Origin of the sequence: Microbacterium sp. CGR2 (assembly GCF_003626735.1) — a bacterium.
GTDB lineage: Bacteria > Actinomycetota > Actinomycetes > Actinomycetales > Microbacteriaceae > Microbacterium.
On sequence record NZ_RBHX01000001.1, the window covers coordinates 3,368,946 to 3,393,902 of the forward strand.

Annotated in this window: 20 protein-coding genes; 8 read left to right on the top strand and 12 right to left on the bottom strand. The window is 64.2% G+C overall.

Features of this window, described 5'->3' with window-relative positions; genetic code table 11:
* Positions 1-72: 72 nt before the first annotated feature.
* The 6 genes from D7252_RS16950 to D7252_RS16975 all read right to left on the bottom strand — a co-directional run bounded on the left by D7252_RS16950 (position 73) and on the right by D7252_RS16975 (position 8,190).
* Complete coding sequence (locus D7252_RS16950; protein WP_120776453.1) at positions 73-1,284, bottom strand: CHAT domain-containing protein; 1,212 nt, start codon at positions 1,282-1,284, stop codon at positions 73-75.
* 196 nt (positions 1,285-1,480) lie between these two features.
* Entirely contained in the window at positions 1,481-4,033 is a 2,553-nt protein-coding gene (locus D7252_RS16955) for a DEAD/DEAH box helicase (protein WP_120776454.1), read from the bottom strand.
* Positions 4,030-4,977 (bottom strand): DUF1837 domain-containing protein, encoded by a 948-nt coding sequence (locus D7252_RS16960; protein ID WP_120776455.1) that lies wholly within the window; start codon positions 4,975-4,977, stop codon positions 4,030-4,032. The genes D7252_RS16955 and D7252_RS16960 overlap by 4 nt, the downstream gene beginning before the upstream one ends.
* Before the next feature lie 28 nt (positions 4,978-5,005).
* Entirely contained in the window at positions 5,006-6,061 is a 1,056-nt protein-coding gene (locus D7252_RS16965) for a hypothetical protein (RefSeq protein WP_120777037.1), read from the bottom strand.
* Positions 6,051-7,706, bottom strand: coding sequence for a class I SAM-dependent DNA methyltransferase (locus D7252_RS16970; protein ID WP_120776456.1), 1,656 nt, complete (start codon positions 7,704-7,706; stop codon positions 6,051-6,053). Before D7252_RS16970 ends, D7252_RS16965 begins: the two co-directional genes overlap by 11 nt.
* Before the next feature lie 133 nt (positions 7,707-7,839).
* Positions 7,840-8,190: a site-specific integrase gene (locus D7252_RS16975; protein WP_251051573.1), complete on the bottom strand. Its 351-nt coding sequence runs from the start codon at positions 8,188-8,190 to the stop codon at positions 7,840-7,842.
* Here D7252_RS16975 and D7252_RS16980 point away from each other — a divergent pair.
* On the top strand, positions 8,075-8,776 hold the full coding sequence (locus D7252_RS16980; protein WP_251051631.1) for a hypothetical protein: 702 nt from the start codon (positions 8,075-8,077) through the stop codon (positions 8,774-8,776). The genes D7252_RS16975 and D7252_RS16980 overlap by 116 nt on opposite strands.
* A 138-nt stretch (positions 8,777-8,914) precedes the next feature.
* Positions 8,915-9,667 carry a GIY-YIG nuclease family protein gene (locus tag D7252_RS16985; RefSeq protein WP_259461128.1) on the top strand — a complete coding sequence of 251 codons (753 nt, stop codon included), beginning with the start codon at positions 8,915-8,917 and terminating at the stop codon, positions 9,665-9,667.
* A 27-nt stretch (positions 9,668-9,694) separates the two neighbouring features.
* On the opposite strand, the gene D7252_RS16990 is transcribed toward D7252_RS16985, so the two are convergent.
* Together D7252_RS16990 and D7252_RS20255 are read right to left on the bottom strand one after the other, a co-directional pair.
* A complete protein-coding gene (locus D7252_RS16990; protein ID WP_259461129.1) occupies positions 9,695-11,674 on the bottom strand; it encodes an ATP-binding protein in 1,980 nt (659 codons plus the stop codon).
* Positions 11,675-11,716: 42 nt separating this feature from the next.
* Positions 11,717-11,893 (bottom strand): hypothetical protein, encoded by a 177-nt coding sequence (locus tag D7252_RS20255; RefSeq protein ID WP_215110982.1) that lies wholly within the window; start codon positions 11,891-11,893, stop codon positions 11,717-11,719.
* A gap of 1,830 nt (positions 11,894-13,723) precedes the next feature.
* Between D7252_RS20255 and D7252_RS19855 the strand changes: the two genes are divergently transcribed.
* The 6 genes from D7252_RS19855 to D7252_RS17020 all read left to right on the top strand — a co-directional run bounded on the left by D7252_RS19855 (position 13,724) and on the right by D7252_RS17020 (position 20,004).
* The gene (locus tag D7252_RS19855) at positions 13,724-14,083 is read left to right on the top strand and encodes a hypothetical protein (RefSeq protein ID WP_147406759.1); all 360 of its coding nucleotides are present in this window, start codon (positions 13,724-13,726) and stop codon (positions 14,081-14,083) included.
* A gap of 195 nt (positions 14,084-14,278) precedes the next feature.
* Positions 14,279-15,742, top strand: coding sequence for a hypothetical protein (locus D7252_RS17005; RefSeq protein ID WP_120776462.1), 1,464 nt, complete (start codon positions 14,279-14,281; stop codon positions 15,740-15,742).
* A 223-nt stretch (positions 15,743-15,965) separates the two neighbouring features.
* Complete coding sequence (locus D7252_RS17010; RefSeq protein ID WP_120776463.1) at positions 15,966-16,277, top strand: hypothetical protein; 312 nt, start codon at positions 15,966-15,968, stop codon at positions 16,275-16,277.
* 364 nt (positions 16,278-16,641) lie between these two features.
* On the top strand, positions 16,642-16,902 hold the full coding sequence (locus D7252_RS19860; protein WP_147406760.1) for a hypothetical protein: 261 nt from the start codon (positions 16,642-16,644) through the stop codon (positions 16,900-16,902).
* Between the two features lie 247 nt (positions 16,903-17,149).
* A complete protein-coding gene (locus D7252_RS17015; protein ID WP_215110984.1) occupies positions 17,150-18,616 on the top strand; it encodes a S10 family peptidase in 1,467 nt (488 codons plus the stop codon).
* Positions 18,613-20,004 carry a S10 family serine carboxypeptidase-like protein gene (locus D7252_RS17020; RefSeq protein WP_120776465.1) on the top strand — a complete coding sequence of 464 codons (1,392 nt, stop codon included), beginning with the start codon at positions 18,613-18,615 and terminating at the stop codon, positions 20,002-20,004. The genes D7252_RS17015 and D7252_RS17020 overlap by 4 nt, the downstream gene beginning before the upstream one ends.
* A gap of 21 nt (positions 20,005-20,025) precedes the next feature.
* Here D7252_RS17020 and D7252_RS17025 read toward each other — a convergent pair whose 3' ends face one another.
* From D7252_RS17025 to D7252_RS17040, 4 genes are read right to left on the bottom strand one after another with little or no spacing between them, the layout of a single operon-like run.
* Positions 20,026-21,210: a M20 family metallopeptidase gene (locus D7252_RS17025; RefSeq protein WP_120776466.1), complete on the bottom strand. Its 1,185-nt coding sequence runs from the start codon at positions 21,208-21,210 to the stop codon at positions 20,026-20,028.
* Positions 21,211-22,014 (bottom strand): ABC transporter ATP-binding protein, encoded by an 804-nt coding sequence (locus D7252_RS17030; RefSeq protein WP_215110987.1) that lies wholly within the window; start codon positions 22,012-22,014, stop codon positions 21,211-21,213.
* Positions 22,011-23,936 (bottom strand): dipeptide/oligopeptide/nickel ABC transporter permease/ATP-binding protein, encoded by a 1,926-nt coding sequence (locus D7252_RS17035; protein ID WP_120776468.1) that lies wholly within the window; start codon positions 23,934-23,936, stop codon positions 22,011-22,013. Before D7252_RS17035 ends, D7252_RS17030 begins: the two co-directional genes overlap by 4 nt.
* Positions 23,933-24,955, bottom strand: coding sequence for an ABC transporter permease (locus D7252_RS17040; protein WP_120776469.1), 1,023 nt, complete (start codon positions 24,953-24,955; stop codon positions 23,933-23,935). The genes D7252_RS17035 and D7252_RS17040 overlap by 4 nt, the downstream gene beginning before the upstream one ends.
* Between the last annotated feature and the right edge of the window lie 2 nt (positions 24,956-24,957).

Genomic DNA, 24,957 nt, shown 5'->3' on the forward strand with positions numbered 1-24,957 from the left:
ACAGATAGGGACGGACGGCTAAGCTGTCGCGCCGGCGGACGCGTCCAGTTGGAATGGGTTAGTAGGAACTGCTCAGAGAGGCTCTGAACCAGCGCCGAAGGGCCGACGTGTTAAGGCTCCCGAGGGGTGAGCCCCGGGTACGCCGGCGGCTAAGCGGACCGCAGGGGTGGTATCTCGATGCGTCAGGCAGGGCGGCGTGACGAGCACAAGAGTTGCCGGATCGACGTCATCGCGGACACGCAGTTCGGGCAGCTCCGATCCGTCGAGGGCAGCCGCAAGCATTCGGACCTTCGCCTGCTCGAGTGCGGATGCTAGGGACTGCGCCGAGGCGATGGCCGAGTAGAACGCGGACGCGAACACGATCGCGGATGTGTCATCGATACTGTCTGACATTCCGATCACTGCCGGCACCGTCTGCAGCATGTCATCGGCGCCCGCGAGACTTTCGCAGGCGTTCAGCACGAGCAGGCGCGGCGGCTCATCGGTCGCGCCGAGCACGCGCGCGAGGAGTTCGAAGGTGACGTCGGCGCCGTCTTCATCGCCCGCGTCGTTCTCCATGAGTAGGCCATGCGGGCCCGCATGGCCGGAGAAGTGGACGATGTGCGGTCGATGGTCGTTCAGCCCGTCGAGGAGGTCGTTGACCGTCGCGGCTGGCGCATGGTCGACTTGCACGAGATCACGGTACTTGGAGCCGCGCAGTGCCTGGCGCACTTGGCGTACTTCCTGGTCGACGCGAAGCCAGGTACCGAAGCGTTGCTCGGTACCGTCTGGAGTGGTGATCGTCTCCTCCGTCGCCTCCGGGTTGGCCGTGATGTACAGCACCCGCAGCTTTTCCGGCTCAGGTGGTCGCACTTCGACATAGCTGATCTGCACGGGAGGGGTGGTGAGGCGGGCGATCTCGCGCGCGTGGGTTCGCTCTTCTTGTCGGCGACGCGAGTCGACCTGCTTCTGCTTGCTCTCTGCTGAGCGACGTTCGCTGTTGTCAGCAGACCGGAGTGATGTGGTCTTTGTGGCGATCGACTTGTCAACCGAGGCGAGGTCCTTTCGCGCCTTCGCGATCTTGGACTCCGCTGCTGCGCCCTTCTTATCCTCACGCTCGGCAGCGGACAGTGAGGTCCGAATCGTTGACGCGCTCTTCGACCGGGCGGCTTGCTCGCGCTTCTTTCGCGCGCTTTCGCGTGCAGAGGCGGCGTCCTTTTCGGCCTTTGCGATGTCGCCTGTCAGCGTCGCCTTGCGACTCTGGAGGCGCACGAGCTCCGAACGGAGTGTGTCACTTCGAGCCATGGTTCCCCTCCGTCTCCTCGTAATGCTTCAGGCGATGCGCGCCCGCTCTTGACACGGATGGGCGCACGCACACTGGGCGGCTACCAGCTGATCTTTTCAAGCTTTCGATCGTTTCGGATGCTGCCTGAGATGAACGGCGCCTATGCGGTGAGGTCCGGCGCGGTGATGGTGTCGTGGCGAATAACAAGATTCCCGCCTATTCACTTTTGCGATGGCTCAACGCTTGAGCGTTGATGAGGTTGATGATCTCCTGTTGGATCAGGACAGGGACGTCCATTCCTTCGATATTCTGACGCGCAAGCCAGTCGCGACTCTCGGACGAAGTCCAGGTGTCGACGGTGACGTATTGCGAGAGAGCAATAGTTGCCGTTCGCGATAGCCCTAAAGCCATCAGGACGACCTCGCTCGGTCGGGAAACTCCTAGTTCGAGAAGCATGGTGATGTCCTGGCCATGCCCGACGTCGTGGATGCCTCTCTCTGCAGCGTAGGCAGCGAGAACGTCCGAGTAGCACGACAAGTATTTCGGTGCTTGGAATCGAGCGACTGTCTCGATGTCTGCCATCACGTCCCTGATCGCCTTCGCGATTGGCGTCTTTCCAGTAGCACGCTGCTCGATCAGTCGGGCAAGGGGCATGCCCTTCATCCAGTTGACGATCAAGTTTGCGAGCTGCCACTTTCGCCTGTCAGTCTCCCCGGGACCTGGCGGGAGACCAAACGCCGCCGTCATCGTCGCCCCAATGAGCACGAGGGCGTCCTGGTAGCGCTGCCGTGAGTCCGGCTCCTCAGGCAGCGGCAATGTGAAGTCATGCGGATCGTTGCCGATCGCCCTGAAATGCTCCAGGAGACGTTGCATAGCGATCGGGGATATACCTGCATGTCGAGGGATAAGGTCTAGCGGGAACTGGGCGTCTTCGACGGCGCGCACGAGAGCGCGTTCCACTTCAGTTCGCTCGGCCGGAACCGTGATGCGCTGCAGGTGGTGAGTGATGTCTCGCCCTGACGACTGCTGCGCCGCCAGATAGGAGAATAGGTTTTCGGAAGCTGAATCTGATCCGACTGCGAAGTCGCTGCGTATGTATGAGATCAGCGGAGCCACGTCTTTGAGCCCGTGGTGAGTGGCAACCTTCAAATTCGATCGGCGTCGAACCGTGGGCAGATTCGGCCACAGGCTCTCGTCGTCGGTGTCGATACAGACGATGTTGCCCTGGAACTCTTTGCCCCATCGGCCTGCCCGACCCGCGAGGTTCCAGAAGTCGGCTTCAGTGAGTGGGCGGCCGCGTCCTTTTTGTGGATTGCGCATGAAGATCGTTCGGCATGGGAGGTTGACACCTTCGAGGAGGGTGGAGGTGCAGACGAGGAACTCAATCTTGCCGTCTCCAAAGAGCCGCTCGATTTCAGACCTGATGGCAAGTGGCATGTTGCCGTAGTGGAACGCCACACGTTTCGCGAGCGCGTCAGCAAGGCTGTACTTCGGGTGGACGGCAGTACGCACCAGGTCTTGGAGGTTGCTGATGTCTTCGTCGTCCTCTGCTTCGGACAGAAGATCGGAGATGTTCTTGGCGACCTTCTCCGCATCATCAGCACCGTTTACGTAGACGATGTTGCCGCCATCGCTACCTCCGAGTGCATGTGCGACATATGCGATTCGCATCGGTACTCGAGTGGCACGTTGCTGCAGCTCGAAGCTGGCGACTTGGAGAACCCGCCCTTCATCCACCAGCGATACGATTCTTTTCGCGGGTGCGCGATACACGCCCTCGACCCGGATGAGGTTCTGGTTGACAGTGACCGCTTCGGAAGTCGTTGCCCTCGAACGAGCCGCGGCTGGCTTGTCGCTCAGCAATATCGCCGGGTTCGCACTGAGCGGGCTCGCGAAAATGACTTGCAAGCCTGGTCGATCCTCGACAGCACGGTCTAGCACTTGCTGAAGCAACACACCGCGCTCCGCGTTACCAAGTCCTTGAGCCTCGTCGACGAACAGAAGGTCGATATCGAACGGATGGCGTGACTGCTGAATGAGATGGAGTCTCTCTTGCGTCACGACAAGGACGCGGCGTTTCGTCTGGTCGAGCTCGGGATCCCAGGGCATCACAACGATACTGGTATCTGTCGGGGCCGCTTCTCGAAAGTCTGCTGATACTTCTTCGACGAGGGCTCGGGTGGGCGCAAGGTAGACGGCCGTGAACCTATCGTTCTGTCGGAGTTTGTCTAGGAACCATTCATGCACGATTCGAGATTTTCCGGCAGACGTCGGTGCTGACACGCTCACCCAGTCAAAGTCCGCCGCGTCCTTCCACAGTTCACTCTGGAATGAGTTCACCGCGAGGTTCTCGCCGCTCGACAGCGGGATGGAAAGCTGGAGGCGCTTCTTGATCGTCTCCAAGCGAAGCAAGGGTGGAAACTGTTTCCACAAGCCTGGTTGTACAAGATCTCGTGATTCCGCGAGCTCCACTGACCTGTGGTTCCCGACGCGATCGAGGATGGCCGTAGCTGCGCTCTTGTGAGTGTCGTCGGTGTCGCTAAGAGCCAGACAAGCTGCCGTGACCCTAAGGACGGTGTTCTGTGCGCGCTCGGTCGGGACAGCTGATAGCGCACTCGCGCACAACAGCGCGTAGTTCCAGTCGATCTCGGTGGGCGGACTGTCCATCTCGATCATCGGGAATTCAGCGTGAAGTGTGCGTAGACGGATGGACTGAAGAATGCCGCGAAACTTCTGCGAGTCAAAGACGACCTGGGACAGATCCGTCATGCCACACCGAGTTTCTTTCTGACGGCTTTTCGCATGGCATCGACATCCGGGAAAGGAACGCAGAATACGTCGATATTCACTTCAAGGAGCGCATTCTTTTCAAGCCTGGCTCGGATGGATGTCTGCCATCGTTTGACGGCTTTGGCGATCTCGATTTCGTGTGCATCGGCAAGCTTCGTCATGTCTGGGTATGCCGCATAATCAAACCCGATTAGGCATACCCCGTTCCAACGCACCTTGAGCGCCTTCGAGTTGGTCTCGTCGAAGTACTGAAGTAGATGCGCAGCCAGCTCGTCCTGCTGAACATTTAGGTTTTCGCGTACCAGTAGGAGATCGCGACGACGAGTATCACCATCGGCGCCGAGGAACGGACCGATGCTGTCGAAGCAGTCGGTGAAGGCATCTGAACTTGACTTGTAGAGTTTCGACTCGCCCCAGTAGAGGTCGAGCACACCGTCTTCACCGAGCTTCGCGTGCACTCCGTCCGACCCGTGTACGTGAACGTTGTTGTTCGTCTTCAACGACATCTTGGCCAACAGCTGTGGGAGCTGGAGCACCTGCTCCATGAGGAGGAACAGGAGAAGCTCGCCTCCCTCACCAGTTCCATCTCCGTCCACGAAAAGCTCTCTCGCTTGCTGCTCGAGACGAGAGAATTGGCTGGTGGATCCAGTCTCCTGGAGGTGCTTGAGTGCTTGTTCGATACGCGAACGTGGAATACAGAAATCCATCGCTGCCCTTGCCATTGCAGTAGCGAGGAGGTCGATCGCCGGCTGACCGTTCGCGTCCACCGAGACAAAATGAGTCCGAACAGTGGCCATCGAGTGCTGAAGGCGCAGCGGGACGTCGTACGCGCTCAATAGGTGCAGAAACTCGTTGGGGTCTCCTCGCACAAGACTGTCCAGCATCTCAGCGAATGAGTCCTTGGCAACTTCGATGTCGCTCATTCCAGTACTCCCGGTTTCAGGCGCAGACCTATGATTCAGCGCCCAGCAGCGGCCTGGGCTCGGCCTCTGCGCGCCGGGCTCTTGCGTTCTTATGGAGATTGACTGGTGTGGCGTCGATAACGCGGCGGATCATTTCTGCGATGAAACGATCCGGTCGAAGATCGACGGGGACTCGCTCCCATGGGAGCTCGACAACGGGAAGGGTGGCCAACGCGATGTCGATCTCCGACTGTTCGATGTACTCCTCTTGGCCCCCGTCTGCTTCATCTGTTTCGATTACACCGGCCTCGACCAGTGGGTCCTCGCCGTCGCCCTCATCGTCCGCGGTTTCGTCAACGGCGAGGTGGGGGCCATACTCGATGACGATGAGCGATACAGCGTGGTATGCGTCGTCTTCGCGTCCGAGCTTCTGGAGGAGGTCGATGAGCCATTCCGCCTTGTCGGGCGACTCGTCAAAGATGGTGGATCGGAGCCCGTAGACGAAGCCGAGCGCGGCAAGGGGGTGGCGGAGGCGGAGGTTCTTCGCATCGCCGTAAGATTCCTCGACCCGGTTGGCAGCGTTCTTACCGAAGCTGGAGTCCATCCGTTTTGTACTGATGAGGAGCTCTGGTCCTGCCGCCCAGTTCGACATGACGACGTCGACTTGTTTGAGGTAGTTCTTACCAAGGATGTTCGCCGAGGAGGCGGCTGCTCCGGTGGGCGGTGTCTTTGCCTGAAGTCTCTTCCAGAGCGCATCGCGTTCCTTGGCCGTGACCTTGTTGAGCAGGCTCACGATGGGGCCAGGCAAGATCCGCGGCGCAGACGGGCGTGGCCAGACGGCATCGGCGTCGAGCCCAGAGCGACGGAGCTCATACGAAAGCCAGACGTCCAACGCGAGAGCGGGTACGCCCGTCGTGGTTGGGGCTTTCAGGTAGAGCGGGACTCCGAGAAGCTTGATGAGCGTGTCATAGTCGGGCTCGTAAGAGAGAGCTCCACTCTCGTCTTTAACCCAAGGGTTGCTGTGCTCCCCGTTGGGGGCGGCATCAGCGACGATGCGATCAAAGATCGCCCATGCTTTCGCCTTTGTCGATGGTTCAGCGGCCACTTCGTCCCCTTGTTTGGCGTCGGCCAGCCAGGGCGGCGTGGGCGTCTCGCACATGGTCGAGTTCGGATTCTGTAACAAGCTCGGGGTCGACGAGCAGTACGTCGTCGACGAGCTTGACTGCTGCGATGAGGTCTCCTTGTTGGAGGAGCTTCGTGACGTCTTGTTTGATGAGACGCAGTTGCTCGGCGCAAGCTTGTACATGGGCGGGTGAGGGCATTGCCCAGACATCGGCCTCGCGCGGCTCGAGCTTGAGGATCCCTCCTCCATACGCGCGTCCCACCATTTCGGCGTTGAGAAGAGTGACCGAGTTGAGGCTTGCGATGGGCAGAAGGTCGCGGCCTAGCTCCCGATTTTGCTCGTTGAGGTAGACGCCGTGGACAGAGTTGAGGTGGTGCGCGCCCGCCGTGTTTGTCGTGAGTCTCGGGGTGTCGGCGTTCATGCATGTCAGCATCAAGTCGGCGGGTGGCAGAAGCGGCACTCGGTACCATGGCTTCCGTACCCGGCACTTGTATGCTTCGTCGACACCCGCGAGGTGTCCGGTGTCGATGTATGCCTGCGCAGCTGGGGACGGCCTGTCGGCTGGGCGGAATAGCCAGGTGGATTTGCCTTGTTGCCCGAGCTTGATCATCGCGCTGCTGGAGAGTTCAAGTCCTCTGAGATGGGAACTGCCAGGCGGTGAGAGCCGAACAAGGTCTTTGCGAGGCAGACCGAGTTCCTCGACTCGTGCCGGTGAGAGGGCGAAGTAACGATTGTTCCCGGTGACCATTCCAAGCGTGGTGTCGCCCCAGGTGTCGAGGCTTGTGAAGTGGCCTTCTGCTCGGAGGGTGCGAAGGGGCTCCACCGCGTCAGGGTCTACCAGTAGCCCTGTCCATTTCGCTGACGGGTCGGCGGGCTTCCAAGTATGCGAACCGGTAAGCGATGCGAGAGCATTGGCGTCTTGAGCCTGGTAGATCGTCGCGTGATCGGTTGGCCCCTCGTTGAACCCATCTGCGAGGAGCAGCACGACATCAGCTTCTGCTTCGGGGAAAACCTGTTCGGCGAAAAGGACGAGTTCAACGCTGCGGAATCGGTCGAAGAGGAACTGTCGAACAGCCGCCGCATAGTTCACGCTGAGGAGCTCCGCGGGGAGCACAAGCCCCATCCGCCCGCCGTCCTTCAAGAAGAGGGCGGAGTGGACCGTGAACGCAGCCCAGCTTGATGCCAGCGCGGTCAGAGAGACCCCGGCTTTCAGGGCTGCTGCGCGTGACCTGATTCGAGACTCGCCGGTGAAGTCCTGGTAGCGGATGTAGGGCGGATTGCCGACTACCACGGAGTAACGGGCTTCTGGCTCGACGAGGAAGAAGTCGCTCACCGTGATGTTCGGGCTCCCCCCGGCGTCCTCAACCCGACGGTGCGCGACTGCGGCACTATGCTCGTGGATCTCGACACCGTCCACGGCGGGCGTGCCAGCGCCGTGCTCGTGGAGGCGGCGCACTGCTTGGACGAGGAAGGCCGCATCACCAGCGGAGGGTTCGAGGACGGTGTCCGTTGAGCTTCGGATCGCCCAGTCGGTCATGTAGCGCGTTATCGCATCGGGCGTGAAGAACGCGCCGCGAGCCTTGCGCAGTTCTGCCGTGTCGGCAGGAGTTGCGGCGGTTTCAAGCATGTCTCCATTCTGTCGTACACCCCCGACAGACACGGGGATGCTGCTCAGCATGGCGTGCTCTCCCCCGCAGAAACCGCCAGGTCGCGTGACGAAACACGCCGTCTCGCGCCCTGGCCGCGGATCTGCCCCACCATCACGCTGGTCTTCCGAACGCTTGTTCCAGGAAGTCCGCTGTGACCGGGTTCACGGTCTCGTTGCGGCGGATGTAGTGATCCCGGGTGATCGAGGGGTCGCTGTGTCCGAGGAGTTCGGAGGCGAGCTGCAGTCCCCCGACCTCATTGATCGCGGTCGCGGCGGTGCGGCGGAACCGGTGCGGGGTGACGTCAGGAACGCCGGCTTGCTGCATTACGTCACGGAGCTGCCTGCGGATGTTGTTCGTCGTGTGCGGTGTCCCGACGCGTGTGGAGAACAGCAACGTGTCCGGGTGGGTGAAACGGATCTTCTCCAGTCGCGCCTGGATCGCTCGGAGCGTAAACCCTGGCAGCGCGACGCGGCGGACCGAGCGTGCTGTCTTCGGATGGTCCTGCCGGTGCGTGGATTCGCCCTTGTGGCTTTCCCGGCTCGATCGCGAGGACAAGGTCATCGACCATGCCATCGTTGTGTTGCATCCGTTCGAGCAGCGCGAGCTTGAGACCGTCCGGCGCGCTGTGGAAGCGGATTCGGTGGGAAAGTTGTTCGTCCTGATCTGGTCTCGATACGACATGGTGCGGATCTGGCTCGACGCGCTCGGGGCGACCAACCTGCACGCGGGCGGGAGCGTCGCGCCGGCCGATTCCCTAATGCTGGCTGCCGCGGAGATGATTTGGAACGAGGATTACAACGGACTCAGCTCCGGTCGCGGTAAGGATGCCGTCGTGCAGCTCGTTCGTGCGTTCTCAGCCGAAGGGTATCTGGTGGAGCCCGCCCCCTGGCTGCGCGCCTATTTCACGGTTGGTGGTAGCTTCCGCCACGCCGAGTCGATCGAAAAGCTTGTCAAGGAGATGAAGGCCGGTACGCGGCATCGGGTGAAGCCGCGCTACCGTGACAACATCGTCGAGATCATCCGCGAGCAGGTCACCGCTAAACGATAGGTTCGCCAGGAGTAGACCACCACCGCCAAACTTGACCGTATGGACGGTCGACGTTGAGGAAACAGGAGCGATCGACCAATGGCGCTAACTCTCGGACCGCTGCTGCTCGACGCGGGAATCGATCCAGCTCGGGCTCTCGTGATTCGCCATGCCTTTACGCAGGAGTCTGAGGAGAGCGGCCTGACGGGACTTCACGCGGACTCGACGCATGCGGAGATTCTCGAATATACGCGCAACCAATCCGCGGACACGAAGCGATTTCCGGCCGTGCCGCCGGGCATTTGGGTGGTCTTCATCAAGGAAGGCGGCGACCAGGCGCGACTTTGGTCGGTCGTCGAGAACCGCGGTGAACTCGCGAACAATGGGATCATCAGAACGTTCGACGTGGTCGAGTCCGAGCTCATGGTGGACCTGCGAAACCGGCTAGTGATCGGGTGGCGATCCCCCCGCACCTGGCGAATGAACGCGACCACCGCAGCGAGCTATCCCGTCGTAGGAATTGCAGATGCCGAGCCGATCCCCTTCCCGGGTTTTGACCGGCTCGTCCTGAGTCATGCGCGGCTGCAAGCGGTGATGCGCGAGCACCGCTACGCGTCGTGGCGTACGGCGCTGGCTTCGGTCGTCGGCATATACCTCATCACCGACACTCACGACGGGCGTCACTATGTCGGCAAGGCGGATGGTGCAGAGAGCATCCGTCAGCGCTGGAACGCGTACGCGACGAACGGTCACGGAGGGAACGTCGAACTACGCAGGCTGGACCCGTCCAGCTTCCAGTTCTCGCTGCTGCGCGTGTTCGACCCGTCGACGCCCACTCGGGACATCGATGCGGCTGAAAGTCACTTCAAGGACGCTCTCGACAGTCGTCGACATGGCTTAGACCGAAACTAGGCATCACGTCCAACCGAACCGGCCCAGCTAGCTATCGCCGCCGCGGGGCTCCTCGTCAGCGGCCAAATTATCCGGGATCAACTCCGAATATTCTTCACGGATGAATGCCAGGCCCTCGGCGAGCGAGGGGTCGAACTCGAGAGAGCTGGTCACGAAGTCCAAGCGTCTCTTGTTCTCATCGATGATGTCTCGCCAGCGGCGCACGTACGCTCGCACGGTCGGACGGCCGGGCTTCTTGTCGGGCTCGAAGACCAGTCCAAGTTCGCGGTCGGATCCGATGATCGAGTTGTCCATAACACCGTCGTAGTCGGTGACCACGAGAATGACCTCCCACACCGAGCGATCGCTCGCGAACGCGGCGTTGTCGGCGACGACGTTGATGTAGTCCTCGATCTGGTTCCGCTCGGTGCGACCAGCAGTGATGCCCGGCGCTTTCAGCTCGATCACGAGATGACGGATTCGGTCGTGCTCCTTTGCCTTGACGGCGAGGTGGAGATCTATTCGTCCACTCTTGCCGTCCCATCGTTTGACCGGTTCAGCCTTGCCTGTCGGCAAGCCTTCGAGCTTGAGGTGCGTACGCAGCATCTGTGTGAGCCCTCGCTCACTATTCATGAAGTGGTATTCCTCGCCGAAGATCCAGAGCTCGTGCTCGAGGATCTTGTGGAGGTGGTCGCGTTCGCCAACCTTCTTCGAGTCGTCTGGATCGAAGAGCAGGTGCTCGAGCCCGGCGAGAAACTTCGTGCGACTTGTCACGAGGTTGGCGGCACGGATCACACCTGCGAGCGTCGTCTCGCTGAGCAGCTTGGTGAGTGCCTGTCGATCTTGCTCAGTGAGGGCGACGAACTCGCTGACCAGCAGAGCCAAGTTCTCCGGATCAGTCTTCAACGCATCGCGAAGAAGGTTCAGGGTCAGCTGTGCTCCGTCCTTTCGCTTCGGGATCTGCGGCACAAGGGCACTAGACACGATGTCGAAGACAGCCCGCTCGGCCTTGTCAGCTTCAGTCGTAGGCTCCGCCTCGTACGGGTAGATACCCTTCGACTTCCACTCGTCGATTTGATCGCGACGGCGCGAACGACGCCGCGAGGCGAAGTGCTCGCGCACCGCAGTCTTGGTAGCTCGCCAAACAGCACCGGCCGGGTCTGGAGCCATCTCGCCGAGTCCGAGCTCCGACAGCGAGTCGACGTCGAAGCCACTCCAGGTGACGTAGGCCGAGTAGGCCGTCTGGCTCTCGAGTTCGGCCCCCGACATTTCGACGACAAATCGCTCCGCGTCCTCACCGAAGTAGATCGCGCGATGCTTGCCCTTGCGCCATTCGATGATGCGGATTGAGAGCACAGCGTCCTGGTCGATGTCGAGGCCGACTTCGACAGTGGTGTCATCCAATATCTCATCGCTCGGGTTCAGCTTCGAGCCGTCAAAGATCACCGTCAGCGAGTCGTCGTTGAGGAGCACTGGAGCGAAGTGAGACGTGAGCGTCGCGAGAGTCGTGTCGCTCAGAAGGGAGTTAAGGCTGCGGTCTTGTTCGTTCAGAGCGGTCACGACCGTGCCGGTCGTCGTCTCGGTCGAAGGTGAAGCTTCCCAGCTGAAGGGCTCTGACCGCTCCTTGACGCCCTCGATGACGACACGTTCGCTCTCGCCGACCGCATTAACGCTTTCGCTCGCCCACGTCACTCGTGAGCCGAGCGCAAAGGCGCGCAGACGGCCCTCGCCGAGCTTCCCGTGAAGGCCGCGCTTGTCGTTCTTGGAGCGGCTGGCGAGCGCCTTCCATGACCCGCCAATACGACCGAATGTGGCTTGCACCTCGTCCGACGTGATGCCGTGGCCGTCGTCCTCGACGGTCACACGCTCGATGGCGTCCATATCGGTTCGCGCCAACTGCACGCGAACAGTGCCGGCCTCGGCATCGATCGCGTTCCAGACAAGCTCGACGACAGCGCGAACGGGATCGCGCTCGCGCGCCAGGCGCGTGACCAGGTCGCCGCCTGCTGATAGTGGAAGGTCCCTCACCAGACTCACTGTAGGGCCAACGCTCATACTGAGCCCGTCGACTCAGTCAGGGAAGGGCGGTTCGTCGCCCCAAATTCCGGAGGCGCCGCGATTTCCTGCACCGCTGCCTCCGCGGTTCGCCGACACCGACGGGCTCGCGATCCTCGAGGAGTGCGTGGAGCGATAGACGATGCGCTCCCCCACGATCGTGCCCGCGTAGCGTCCCGAAGGGTCGAACACGTAGTCACCCTTGACCCTGCCCACATATGTTCCCGAGCGTGCAAACAACTTGTCACCGCTACGTCGAAGCGGACGGCCATTCTTTGTGTAAAGGTCTGCCACGGGATCATTGTGCCCGGGACCTCCGACATTGGCCGACGAAGCGAGGAGTCCTCGGTGCCCCTAACTGAGGAGCAGAAGGAAGCCCGGGCCGCAATGCGCCGGATGACGGCCGCGCTGATTCCGGCTCGGGTCCGTATCGTCGAGTTCGTTCTGCCACCGTCCATGCTGAGCGACACCGCTCTCATATGCTCTCGACTATGACAATCGATCCATCCCATTTCGGGCCGTACCTGTCGCTCGGCCTGCTCGTGGCCGGCTCGGCGAACCGGAGCGTGGCCACGCTCCTCGCCGAGATCCGGAATGCGGTGTTCTCGGGGCGTCCGAACAGCGAGCAGGGAGAGCCCCGCACCGTGCACGCGGTCGAGAAGTTCACGAATGCGTCCGTCGAGGGAAAGGGATTTGTGTACCGCGTGCGCGATACACCCTCATGGTGGCGCGGGGCCACAATCAGCACGCCCACCGGCGCTCGTCACGAAAGCCCAGTCCTCAACGACGTTCTTCACCTCATCCTCGTGCTGAAGTGCGCACGTTCGATCGCCGTGTACACCTCGCATCCGTCCGACTGGGGGCGGATTGTGCGCGCCGTGGAAGACGGAAGCGTGACGAAGGTAAAACCGATGCCTGCAGACCTCATCAACGGTGCGTTCACCCATAGCACCTGGGCGATGCCCACAGTCTGGATGAAGGGCCTGCACTACCCGGTCCAGACGAAGGCCGACAGCAAGCAGCTCACGGGGCTCAACGTTCGCTCGGTGATCGATCAATTCGGCGATCAGACCTACCACTTCTCGTCCGGTCGCTCGCGAGTACCGCTCGGAGTTGACGACTACGAGTCGATCGGTCTATCGCCGTCCAAGCATCGGATCTGGCTGGGCCAGTCGGCGGATTTCGCCGACTTCTGTGCGCGAACGGAGTGGGCGCTGAAGTTACTCTCGGGCGCGTCAGCGGTAGCAGCCCCGATCGCCGAGCTTGCACAGCCACTCGGGTCGCTGGACAAACTCGGAGTTCCGGACGAGATCGGTTGGGCGCCTCAGGGTGAACGCGAATCGTGGACGTCGGAGGCCGCCGACGCTTTTGCTCTACTCGAGCGGGTCAGTCTTGACCTCGACACGACGGACTCGAAGATCATCGAGGACGATGACACCGGTGACCGGACCGTTCACATGGTGGTTCATCTCGTCGCACAAGGGGCCCCCATCACCGATGTGGTGCTCGAGATCCGATACCCGCAGGCATCGAACACGGTTGCCTTGAGGGTCGTCCCGGCGGGGCAGACGGATGAGCTCGACGACTACGAGCAGGCTATCGAGACCATCCTCGTGGAGGAGGGATGGGGGAAGATTCGTTACTCCGACGGCCACGTGGTGTCCGGGAGAGTGGCGTACCTCCCGCACTACTCAGCAGTGCCGTTCACGGGGTGGGAGTGGGTCGACTTCACCACGCCGCGCGCAGTGGACGTCACGAAGGAGAAGCCGATCCGCCTGGGTGCGACCGATCGGCGCGCGGCTGACCTCTCTCGCATCGGCGAGATGGGTGATGACTCGTTGTTCAGCTGGGCATTCGACCGGTGGGGCGAAGGGCGTCCCGGAACTCTGTTGTGCGATGACGGGAGCGGCGAGATCGCGGACTTCCTTCATCTAGCGCCGTTCGATGATGACGGGGAGAGCCTGCTGACGTTCATCCACGCGAAAGGTGGCAAGAGCCGGGGACTCCGATCGTGGGTTGTCAGTGAGCGAGTACGAAGTGGTCATCGCCCAGGGAATCAAGAACCTCGCTTACGCCGAACCGGAAGCGATCGCGGCGAAGCTCCGGGCGCTGTCCGCGAATGCCCGAGTGTGGAACGAGGACAACCCTGGCCTCGATGCCTCCGGCTTCGCGGACGAACTCCTCGGCAGGGGAAGGAAGATCAGGCGCCGAGTCGTGGTGCTCCACCCGCACACGCTAAGGGCCCAGTACGAAATCGACACCGGAGGTGCGACTCCGGGCCTGAGGGGTCGACACGCGCAGCTCAGCACCCTCCTTGTCGAGGCGGAGGCGACATGTCGGAGCGTCGGCGCGCAATTCTCAGTCGTCGGCGCCGCCCAGTGAAGTCGGAGTCCCACCACCCGCATCCGAGTCGCAAAACCAGCCCACACACGCTGTTCGCGCTCTTCTCGGCTGGAAACCAACATTCGGTGGGACACCGGTAACGCTCCTGTAGTGTGTGGTCCCCGGCGTCGAGCCGTTCGGCCACCGCCCACCGCGATCGCCGAGTGTGTCTGTGGCAGACCTTAGGGTGCGTGTGTGAATCCTACGGACTGGCTGTTCATCCCGCTTTGCGTCCTGACCCTCGTCACGTTGCTGTTCCTTTTCGTGTTGGGCGCGACGGTTGTCTTCCCGCGGAAGTGGGATGTGACGCTTCGCGACGCAGCACTTGCGGAGGTCGAGCGTCGCTTCGTCGGCCTGGGGCTCCGCCCCCAATCCGATCTCATCGCAGCCGACCGAATGGTGGGCAACGGGGACAAGCCCGCTGATAACAATGACGACACAGCGAGCGCGGTCCTGGATGCGGTGCTGGTTCTGACGAACAGGTCTGACCGGTCGCTCCTCGACGCGGAACTGGATGGTCTGCGGTCGCGTCTGGAGTGCTCGGCGATTGAGCAGCAGGTCCGGATGGTGGCACGAGTACGGAGTATCCGCGTCGCGAGATATCTGTGGGCGACGAGCGCCTGGTTCAACACGGCACGGTTCGCTCTAGTGGGGTTCCTCTGGTTCTTTCCCCGCGTGTTGCCGTTCTTGGGGCGGCGTTTGCAGAAGCATGGTGGAGCTCTGGGAATCATCGGGGTCGTGGTCGGCCTGTTGTGGGCTGCTGTCGCCCGCGCGACGGCGCCCGAAGGTTCCGCGTTCGACTGGTTTAGCGTGGTCAGCAACGTCGGTCTCATCTGCGCTATCGCGGGCATGGTGATCGCGGTACTGGGGTTGTACAAGGCGGTGTTGGTGACGAGGTTCGGTGCTCCTCGCCAGTGGACGCGTCGAGGGGTCATCACCGGCAGCGTGTTCGTTCTATACATTTGCGTGATCTTGGGTCTGACTTGGTCCGGTGTGATCACGGATTGGCAATGGCATCTCGTCCGCTGGGGCCAGACCCTGGAAGTGACGGACGACGTGGGGCGATGGATTGGCGGTCTCGTGCTCGCCCTCGCCGTGGCTTACGGGCTCACAAACGCCTACCGGTGGGTCCGTGCTCCGGGGATGACTCTCAGCAACAGGCTGTGGATTCTGGCCGGCTCACCGATTCTGCTCGTGATGCTGGTTCTCATGGTGCCCTTCGTCCTCGACACTCCGTTTGCGAATGTCTCTTGGGTCCTCGTCGTTGCTGGTTGGGTCATCGTTCTGCTTGGCATGATCGCGTCGATCGCTGGATGCGTCGAGTGGATGCGGAAGTACCGGCTACTCAAGCAACTCGGTCTGCTCCCGCCTCGACGCGGCTTTCGCTGGTGGGCCCTGCTCACGTGGGTTACTGCTGGCATTATCTTCAACAGCGGACTAACTCTGCTGCTGGCGTCGAATCAACACACAGCAGACTCTGCACTCTTCTCTGCCGCCCTCAGCATTCTCAATCTGCTGACCGGACTGTGGACGCTTGCCGTCATCCCAGGGATGGTTGTGACGGCGCTCTATGTGCGACGGATCAACAAGGCGTACGAAGCTCTGCGATTCCAACTCGCACCACCTCACCCCAACCTCGGCACGCGGGAAGGCGATTAGGCAACCTGGCCGCACGACAGCTAGACGTGCGAGCAGGACGGGGGCACCATGGAGGTCAAACCAGGACGCACTGATCGGGGGGGCGTCGACGTCTGGGGGCCCCTCCCCTGAGAAGCTGACCCCGACAGCCGACGAGTTTGGAGTCCGTGATCATGGGCTCATTCGTCGCCGGACCGATATGAGGATCAGCAAGAAGTGACGCAATACGCCGAAATCATCGCTCGTGACTAGAGGCACGAGGATCCCGCTGCTTGAGGACATCACGCCCGCGGAACACAGCCGCATCACCGATGCGGAAGCCAGTCGCGTGCGCGCCGGCAACGCCGCCGAGGTGTGGCGGCTCACCGTGAAGACCCGAGCGTCCACAACAGTCGCGGAATCTCTTTTCACCGTCCCGCTCGGAGACCAGTCCGCACAATACGTCGCCGAGCGTGTGTTCAGCATCTTGGCTGCCGTGAAGCTCGGGCCGGAACAAGGATGGCGCGAGGTCCGAGCGGGCCACATCTGTGGCCCGGTGAAGCACGTCCACCCATAAGCTGCTCCCCTGCAGCTCCTCCGGGATCGCCTGCCCGCGATCGTGCCAGGCGACCGCGCGGTCGAACCGGGCGGTCAGGACTCTCAGGCGCGGCAGCAGTCTGCGAACGTCGGGGCCGGGCTCACTCACGTCCTGTGTGCCACACCACGGTATGGATGCAGGCGCAGTACTGCGTTCAGAGGCGCGGCCTCGGAAGCTGGGCTCATGAGGACGACTGCGATGGTGCCGAGCAGCAGGTTTGTCGAGCACGGCGGAATGCTCTGGAAACGTGCGCCTGAAGGCGCGTCGACCTTCGATGACTTTCTCCGGGCACGGGGCCGCTGGCTGGGGATTCTTCCAGGAGACCCGGTGGAACCCCTGGCGTATGGACGAACTCGAACAAGAGCAGGAACGGGCGTACCGGGTGATGCGGGAATGGATGCGCGCCGAACCCGACCATCAGTATTTGACGAAACGACAGATGGGAGCGAGGGAAGCGGCAATCATGCGAAAGCACAATGCCCAGTACAAGGCAGATCAATCTCCTTGGGAACGGGATAAGCACCGCTACAATTCTGAGCGTGAGAAGGCAACGCTTCCCCCTCCACGAACGGGAATCAATCCGCTTCCTCTTCCAGATCGATGAAGAGAGCTGGCCGTCGACGGAACACTCAACGACATCGTCGCCGAGTACCGCTGGGGCTACGGATCCGTCTACTTTACGGAACACCCGCCCACGACGGGACCGTACGCGACGTCGTTGCACCTCATCGACTTCTGACTTCTAATCGCTGACGGCCGAGCAAACTCCACAGTTCGGCTGCTCCATGAGGGTCATCGAAAGATCTATTAAGATATATTCAATTGACTCATTAATTTTCCGAGGGAGACCTGTGACCGAGCCGACCCCCGCAGACGCACCTGACACGGAGACCTTCACCTCACGTCGCCACCGCATCACCGCGGGCGGGCGCTCGCTCGACTACAGCGCCGGAGCGGGCACCGTGATCGTCCGCGACGACGAGCACCGCCCGCTCGCGAGCGTGTTCTACACCTCGTACGTCGCCGATCGCGAGGAGGGCGCGCCGGTCCGCCCCGTGACGTTCCTGTTCAACGGCGGCCCCGGTTCGGCGAGCCTCTGGCTCAACATCGGCGGCTTCGGGCCGAAGCGCACGCCCACGAACACACCCCTCGCGACGCCGCCCGCCCCTTACGCGAGCGGCGACAACCCGCACACGCTGCTCACCGCCTCTGACCTCGTGTTCATCGACGCGCCCGGCACCGGATACTCGCGTCTTCTCGGTGATGCGACCCCGGCCGAACTGTGGGGCGTCGACCAGGACGTGGCCGCGTTCGCGAAGGCGATCACGCGCTGGCTCACGATCACGAACAACTGGAACGCGCCACGCTTCCTGTTCGGCGAGTCGTACGGCACCACACGCGCCGCGTCGCTCGTGCACCGGCTGCAGAACCAGGGCCTCGACTTCAACGGCGTCGTGCTCCTGTCGACCGTGCTCAACTGGGGCGAAAGCAACCTCGGCGGACCCCGCGAGTACATCAATCTGCTCCCCTCGTACGCGGCGACCGCCTGGTACCACGGCAAAACCCGCACCGCGCACACCGCGCTCGAGCCGCTCCTCATCGAGGCACGCGAGTTCGCCCAGGGTCCGTTCGCCGAAGCGCTGCTGCGCGGCGATCTGCTGCCCGCCGATCTCGAGGACGCCGTCGCCGAACGCATGAGCGCCCTCGTCGGGCTCGATGCCGACTACCTGAAGAAGCACCACTTCCGCATCGGGATGGAGCAGTACCGCTACGCCCTGCTCGCCGACGAAGGGCGCGTGATCGGCCGCTTCGACACCCGCTTCACCGCCGAGCACCAGTACGTCGTCGGCAACGGCTCGCACGACCCGGCCACCGACGACGCCGCCACGGCCGGCGTCAACAGCGCACACCTCTCGACGTACCGCGCCCATCTCGTGGACGACATCGGCTTCACCAGCGAGCTGCACTACCGCCACCTGCACAACATGCCCATCTCCCGCGCGTGGGACTGGAAGCACAAGGCACCGGGCGTGGATGCCCCGCAGCTGGTGCCCGACGTCTCCATCGACCTGTCGGCCGCCGTGCGCCGCAACCCGAACCTGAAGGTGTTCGTGATGGGCGGCTTCTACGACCTGGCCACCCCGTTCTTCGGGCCCGAGGTCGACGTGGCGCAGCTGTATCTGGCGCCGAGCCTGCGCGAGAACATCCGCTTCACGTTCTACGAGTCCGGTCACATGACATTCGTGGACGAGCGGGCGGTGGAGCGCATGAAGAGCGATCTCGACGACTTCTACCGCGACGCGACGACGCACGGATGATCGGGCTCGAGGCTGTAGGCCGGGTCAGCGACCTGGCCTACACCGCCCGCCTCGAGGAGCTCCCGCTGCGGCGCTCGGAAGGCGCGGTCCAGGGGAGGATCTCGGCGTTCAGCTACATCGTTGAGGGCACGGATCGCCCGGTGCTGTTCCTGACCAACGGTGGACCGGGAGTGTCGACGCTCTATCTTCACCTGAGCGGGATCGGGCCGATGCGCGCGCAGGTCCCCGTCGACCTCGCCGACGCCGGGCTCCCTCCCTACGGCGTGGAGGAGAGCCCGTCGACGATCCTCGACGTCGCCGACCTGGTGTTCCTCGACGCACCCGGCACCGGGTTCGGCGCCTTCGCTGACGATGCCGATGCGTCGGACTTCCGTTCCGTGGAGGGAGACGCCGACGCCATCGCCGCCGCCATCTCGGACTGGGTCGACCGGCACGGTCGCTGGAACTCCCGGAAGTTCTTCCTCGGAGAGAGCTACGGCACCCTGCGCGCGGCTTTCCTCGCGACCTCCTCGCACAGCATGGACACCGCGCCGCTGGACGGCATCGTGCTGCTGGGGCAGGCCGTCAACATCCAGGAGACGCTGGATCGTCCGGGCAACGTGGTCGGAGCGCTCGCGAACCTGCCGTACAAGGCGGCGACGGCCTGGTATCACGGCGTCGGCTCCCGCGAACACGAGACGGTCGAGGAAGCGATCACCGCGGCACTGGACTTCGCGCGCAGCGACCTCGCCCTGGCGATGCTGCAGGGCGACCAGTTATCACTCGACGAGCGCGTCGCGATCTCGGAGCGCCTCTCGCGGATGATCGGGATCGCCGCAGACGAGCTCGCCGACGATCGATTCTGGGTCAGTAAACAGGACTTTCGTTCGCGCCTGCTCGCCGGCCGCGTCCTCGGGGTGACCGACAGCCGATACTCCGCGCCGGCAGCCGACAGCCGCGCCGGTGAACTCGAGTACGACCCCTCCGATGTGGCGCTCTCCCCGCGGTACGTGGCGGGGCTGCAGCAGCTGTTGCGACACGTCTTCGGAACCACCCCCGCGCAGCCGTATCGCGTGGTCGACCCGGAGGCGGGCCGCGACTGGGAGTGGGACGAGCAGGGCGGGGCCGGGTTCGTCGCCTACGGGCGCCCCTCCCCGTTCCGCACGTACCCGTACCCGGCACGGTTGTCACGCTGGATGAAGCAGACACCGCGCGGACGGCTGTTCATCGGTACCGGTGTGTACGACTCGCTGACGACCGTCGGCGCGGCCGACCACCTGCTGCGGCAATGGGGGTTGCCGCGCGAGCGCACCGAGACGCACTGGTACCGTGCCGGGCACATGATGTACAGCGACCCCGAGGCCGCGGTGCGTCTGAACTCCGACCTCCGCGCCTTCCTCACCCGCTGAGGAACTCGACCGGCCTGCGGATCAGTCGGCGAGCGTCTCCAGTGCGAAAGCCGCGAGCGCCGCGGCCTGATCGGCGAGGATCGCGTCGTCGAACACGACCGTCGGAGAGTGGTTCGGAGACGCCGTCTCGAGGTCGACCTCCGCCGGTGTCGCCCGCAGGAACAGGAAGGCCCCCGGCACCTGTTCGAGCACGAAGGAGAAGTCCTCCGATCCCATCACGGGGTGCGCGGTCTCCCACACGCGCTCTTCGCCGAAGAGCCCCTGCAGCGTGGCTCGCACCCGCTCGACAGCGCGAGCATCGTTCACGGTGGGTGCGCACAGCACGGTCACCTCGACTTGGGCCGTGCAGTCGTGGGCTGCGGCGATCTCGCGGGCGAGGGCCGGGAGCTCTGCCTGCACGCGCGCGCTCGACTCGTGCGACAGCACCCGCACCGAGGCGACGAGCGTGGCGGTGTCGGAGATGATGTTCCGGGCCGGTCCCCCGGCATGCAGCTGCGTGACGCTGAGGACGACCGGATCGAACACGTCGAAGCGGCGGGTGACGAAGGTCTGCAGTGCAGTCACGAGCTCGGCGGCCACCGGCACAGGGTCCCGGGTCAGGTGCGGCGCGGACGCGTGTCCCCCGGCTCCTGTGATGGTGATCTCGACCTCGATCGCGCCGGCCATGAGCGCGCCGGGACGGGTTGAGAACACGCCGTACTCTCCGGGCACGACATGGATGCCGAAGGCCGCGACGGGCCGGGAGCCCGTGGTCTCGAGGAGTCCCTCGGCGAGCATCCGCTTCGCACCATCTCCGAGTTCCTCGCCCGGCTGGAACATCAGCAGGACGTCGCCGTGGAGCTCCTCGCGGCGCCCGGCCAGCAGGTGGGCGGCTCCGACGAGACCGGCGACGTGCAGGTCGTGCCCGCAGGCGTGCATGCGCCCCCCGGATGCCGCGTAGTCGAGCCCGGTGTCTTCGACGAGGGGAAGCGCATCCATGTCGGCACGCAGCAGCACGGTCGGTCCGGGATGCGCGCCACGCACGACCGCGGTGATCGAGCTCAGGCCCTCACCGAGGACCACCTCGAGCCCGAGGGGCTCCAGCGCGTCGAGCACCCGCCGCTGCGTGCGCGGCAGCTCGATCCCCAGCTCGGGGTCGGCGTGGATCGCGCGGCGCAGGGCCAGGAGCTCGGGCAGCAGGACCTGAGCGTCGTCGAGCAGGGTCATTCAGGATCCGATCGAGTGGAGGAGGCTGTCGGTGCCAGCGTTCTGGATGCGCGGGATGGCCGCCACGAGCGCCTGTGTGTAGGGATGCTGCGGGTTGGTGACGATCGCGTCGGCATCGCCGTGCTCGACGATCTCGCCGCTGCGCATCACGGCGGTGGTGTCGGCGATGTAGCGCACCGCGGCGAGGTTGTGGGTGATGAACAGCACCGAGAGCTCGAGCTCGCGCTGCAGGTCGCGCATCAGGTTGAGCACCGCGCCCTGCACCGAGGCGTCGAGGGCGGACGTGATCTCATCCGCGATGATCAGGCGCGGCTTCACCGCGAGGCAGCGGGCGATCGCGACGCGCTGCCGCATGCCGCCGGACAGGCTCGAAGGATGCAGCTCCGACACACCGGGCTTCAGCCGAACGAGTTCGAGCAGCTCCCTGACGCCGACCGCACGAGCCTTGGCGTTGCCGGAGCCGTGGGTGGCCAGCGCCTCGTCCAGGGTCTCGCCCACCGACATGCGCGGGTTCAGCGACGAGTACGGGTCCTGGAAGATCATCTGCACGTCTCGGGCGTGGGCCCTGCGATCACGGCGTCCGACCGCGAGGTCCTTGCCGTCGAGCAGGATCCGCCCCGACGTCGGCTTCTGAAGCCCCGCGACCGTGCGTGCGACCGTGGACTTGCCCGATCCGGATTCGCCCACCAGCCCCACCGTAGTGCCGTGCGGCACCGTGAGCGACACGTCGTCCACCGCATTCACGGCGTGGGGCCCGCGGCCGAATGTGACCACGAGGTTCTCGATGACGAGATCGGCCATCATGCACCCGCCTTCGCGAATTCGTCTTCGTGCACGCCCACGTCCTGCGGGTGCCAGCACGCCACGCGGCCGGAGCCGTGCGCGACGAGCTGAGGGGTCTCGGTGCGGCAGCGCTCGGTGGCGAACGCGCAGCGCGGGGCGAACGCGCAGCCGACCACCGGCTGCGCGAGATCCGGCGGCTCGCCGGGGATCGTCGCGAGCGGTGCCGTGCGGTCGGTGTCGAGATCCGGCAGCGACTCCGCCAGCGCGCGGGTGTACGGATGCGCTAGCCGTTCGGGTGCCGCGAGGTGGCGAACGTCGGCGTCTTCGACGATGCGGCCGCCGTACATGACCAGGATGCGCTGGCAGAGCTCGGCCAGCACCGCGATGTCGTGCGAGACGACGATCGCCGCCGCCCCGGTCTCCTCGCACTTGCGGCGGAGCAGGGCGAGCACCCGCTGCTGCACCGTGACGTCGAGCGCCGTGGTCGGCTCGTCGGCGATGATCAGCCGCGGCTTCCCGATCTGCGACATCGCGATGAGCGCACGCTGGCGCATACCACCGGAGAACTCGTGCGGGAACTGCTTCGCCCGACGCGCCGGATCGGTGATCGACACGGCCGCCAGGGCGTCGACGGCCGCGGCATCCGCTTCCCGCCGCGTCGCCTTCTGGTGCACGCGCGGCACCTCGGCGAGCTGCGTACCCACGCGGAGTGCCGGGTTCAGCGCGGTGAGCGAGTCCTGGAACACGACACCGACCCTCGTGCCGAGCTTTCTCGCCGCGCGCTCGCTCGACAGCCCGGACAGCTCCTCGCCCGCGAAGGTGAGGCGCTGCGCGCTGACGGCGGCGCCGGCCGGAGCCAGCTGCGCGATCGCCATCATCGTGACGCTCTTGCCGCTGCCGGACTCGCCGACCACGCCGACGATCTCGCCGGGGGCGATGCGGAACGAGACGTCCTGCACGGGGCGTACCCAGCCGTGCTCGCCGGGGAACGAGACGCTGAGGCCCGCGACGTCGAGCAGCGGTTCGACGTCGTCCGCCCGCTCGTCGACCGCTTCGGCCGAAGAGACGCGGGCAGGGTCGCCGAGCTCGCGGGCGCTGAGCGTGCGGGTGCGCCCACGGCCGCGCATGTGCGAGGCCAGGGCCTCGCCGAACATGCCGAACATGATGCCGGCGAGAACGACCATCACACCGGGGCCGACGATCGCGGACGGCTGACTGTAGACCTGTTCGAAGCCGTCGCTGAGCAGGCGGCCCCAGTCGTACTCGGGCGGCTGCACGCCGACGCCGAGGAAGCTGAGACTGGACAGGGCGAGGAGTCCGCCGCCGATCGAGATCGTGACGTTGACGATCACCGGCTCGGCGATGTTGGGGAGGATGTAGCGGGTGAACTGACGCGTCTTCGACACCCCCAGCAGGCGGGCGGCGGCCAGGTACTCGGAACCGCCGACGCGCGAGGAGAGCGTCTGTGCGAGGCGGGCGAACGAGGGGGTCATGGTCAGCGCGAGCGCGATCACGGCCGTTGTGGAGCCGGTGCCGAGGAGGATCACGGTCAGCATCGCGACCAGCAGCACCGGGAAGGCGAGCCAGGTGTTGATGACCGAGCCGAACAAGCGCTGCACGCGCGGACCGGCGACGACCGGCAGAGCACCGAGGATCAGCCCGGCCACCGCGCCGATCGCCGTCGCGGTCAGCGCCATCACGAGCGACAGCCGCGTGGCCACGAGCGTGCGCAGCAGCAGGTCCCGCCCGAGTGCGTCGGTGCCGAGAGGGTGCTCGGCACTCGGCGGCTGGAGGAGGTCAGCGGGCGACGGGGTCTCGGCCTGCGTGCCCCACAGCATCGGGGCGAACACGGCGAGGAGGGCGAAGATCGCGATGAAGGTCAGCGAGATCATCGCCATCGGGGACTGCAGCAGCCAGGAGCGCCGCCGGTGCGAGGAGGTCATGCGGTCTCCAGAATGGTCGTACGACGGTCGAGGATGGCGAGCACCACATCCACCAGCAGGTTCACGACGAGGATGATCGCCGCGTAGACGATCGCGAGCCCCTGCACGATGCCGTAGTCCTTGGTGATGATCGCCTGCACGAAGGCACTGCCCATGCCCGGCCAGTTGAAGACCCGCTCGACCAGGACACTGCCGGCGATCATCGTCGCGAGCAGGGCGCCGCCGAGGGTCAGGGTGGCGGTGAGCATGTTCGGCAGGGCATGCCGGAAGTACACCATCGCGGCCGGGAGCCGCTTGGAGCGCGCGGTGCGGATGTAGTCGTCGCTGAGCACGTTGAGCGCCTCGACACGGGCGATGCGCGACAGCGACGCCGAGGCGCCGAGTGCGAGCGCGAGGACGGGGAGGATGTACGACTGCGGGCCGCTGATGCCGGCGACCGGGAGGAGCGGGATCGTGATCGCGAACAGCGTCAGCAGGGCGACACCGATCAGGTACTCCGGCACGGCGGCGAAGAAGCCCGTCACCGAGGTGAAGGCGACCTCGACGGGGCGACGGCGGTTACCGGCGGTGAGGATCGCGATGGCGAGCCCGAGGGGGATCGCGATGAGGAGGATCACGATGAACGCGATGCCGGCGAGCTGCACGGTGGCGGGGAGCCGGTACTCCACCAGCTCGTTCACCGATCGTCCGGTGATCAGGGAGACGCCGAGATCACCGCGGAACACGATGCCCGTCAGATAGTTCCAGAACTGCACGATGAGCGGATCATCGAGCCCGAGCTGCGCCCGGCGCTCCGCCACCACGGATGCCGGTGCGGTCGGTCCGAGAGCCGCACGGACCGGGTCTCCCCCAGCGGCCCGGAGGACGACGAATGCCGCCGTCACGATCACGAACATCGCGATGAGCATCCGGCCGATGCGCCGGACGAGGAAGGGGATCCAGCGGCCGCCGCCGTGACGACCACCCCGAGGGGTGGCCACCACGACGGTCTTCGGCCGCGTCACGATCTGCGACGTCATCC

What these genes read in the sequence shown, in the direction of transcription:
- D7252_RS16950 (WP_120776453.1), bottom strand. Translation starts at nt 1,284, where the DNA reads ATGGCTCGAAGTGACACACTCCGTTCGGAGCTCGTGCGCCTCCAGAGT.
- D7252_RS16955 (WP_120776454.1), bottom strand. Translation starts at nt 4,033, where the DNA reads ATGACGGATCTGTCCCAGGTCGTCTTTGACTCGCAGAAGTTTCGCGGC.
- D7252_RS16960 (WP_120776455.1), bottom strand. Translation starts at nt 4,977, where the DNA reads ATGAGCGACATCGAAGTTGCCAAGGACTCATTCGCTGAGATGCTGGAC.
- D7252_RS16970 (WP_120776456.1), bottom strand. Translation starts at nt 7,706, where the DNA reads ATGCTTGAAACCGCCGCAACTCCTGCCGACACGGCAGAACTGCGCAAG.
- D7252_RS16980 (WP_251051631.1), top strand. Translation starts at nt 8,075, where the DNA reads ATGTTGTTCGTCGTGTGCGGTGTCCCGACGCGTGTGGAGAACAGCAAC.
- D7252_RS19860 (WP_147406760.1), top strand. Translation starts at nt 16,642, where the DNA reads ATGGACGAACTCGAACAAGAGCAGGAACGGGCGTACCGGGTGATGCGG.
- D7252_RS17020 (WP_120776465.1), top strand. Translation starts at nt 18,613, where the DNA reads ATGATCGGGCTCGAGGCTGTAGGCCGGGTCAGCGACCTGGCCTACACC.
- D7252_RS17025 (WP_120776466.1), bottom strand. Translation starts at nt 21,210, where the DNA reads ATGACCCTGCTCGACGACGCTCAGGTCCTGCTGCCCGAGCTCCTGGCC.
- D7252_RS17030 (WP_215110987.1), bottom strand. Translation starts at nt 22,014, where the DNA reads ATGATGGCCGATCTCGTCATCGAGAACCTCGTGGTCACATTCGGCCGC.
- D7252_RS17035 (WP_120776468.1), bottom strand. Translation starts at nt 23,936, where the DNA reads ATGACCTCCTCGCACCGGCGGCGCTCCTGGCTGCTGCAGTCCCCGATG.
- D7252_RS17040 (WP_120776469.1), bottom strand. Translation starts at nt 24,955, where the DNA reads ATGACGTCGCAGATCGTGACGCGGCCGAAGACCGTCGTGGTGGCCACC.